Consider the following 241-nt stretch of genomic DNA (forward strand, 5'->3'; position numbering starts at 1 on the left):
CCAGCACCTGGCCGGAGGTAGGGCGCTCAAGCATGTTGGCGCAGCGGATCAGCGTGCTTTTGCCGGCGCCGGAAGAGCCGATAACGCCATAGATTTGCCCGGCAGGGACGTGAAGGGTCACGTCAGAGAGCGCGGTAATGGTGCGCGAACCCTGCTGGAACACTTTAGTGATGTTAGAAAGTTTAATCATTATTCTTCTTATTTAGCGTGGTTGCCCGTGGCTAGATAAAGTAACCTCGGC

General features: G+C 55.2%; 1 protein-coding gene. It reads right to left on the reverse strand.

Annotation, left to right across the window (positions count from 1 at the left end; genetic code table 11):
• A partial coding sequence (locus HMPREF0072_RS11565) for an ATP-binding cassette domain-containing protein (RefSeq protein WP_155811913.1) occupies positions 1–190 on the reverse strand: 190 nt, incomplete at its 3' end.
• Positions 191–241 lie beyond the last annotated feature (51 nt).

This window comes from Anaerococcus lactolyticus ATCC 51172 (assembly GCF_000156575.1).
In the GTDB taxonomy this organism is placed as follows: Bacteria; Bacillota; Clostridia; order Tissierellales; family Peptoniphilaceae; genus Anaerococcus; species Anaerococcus lactolyticus.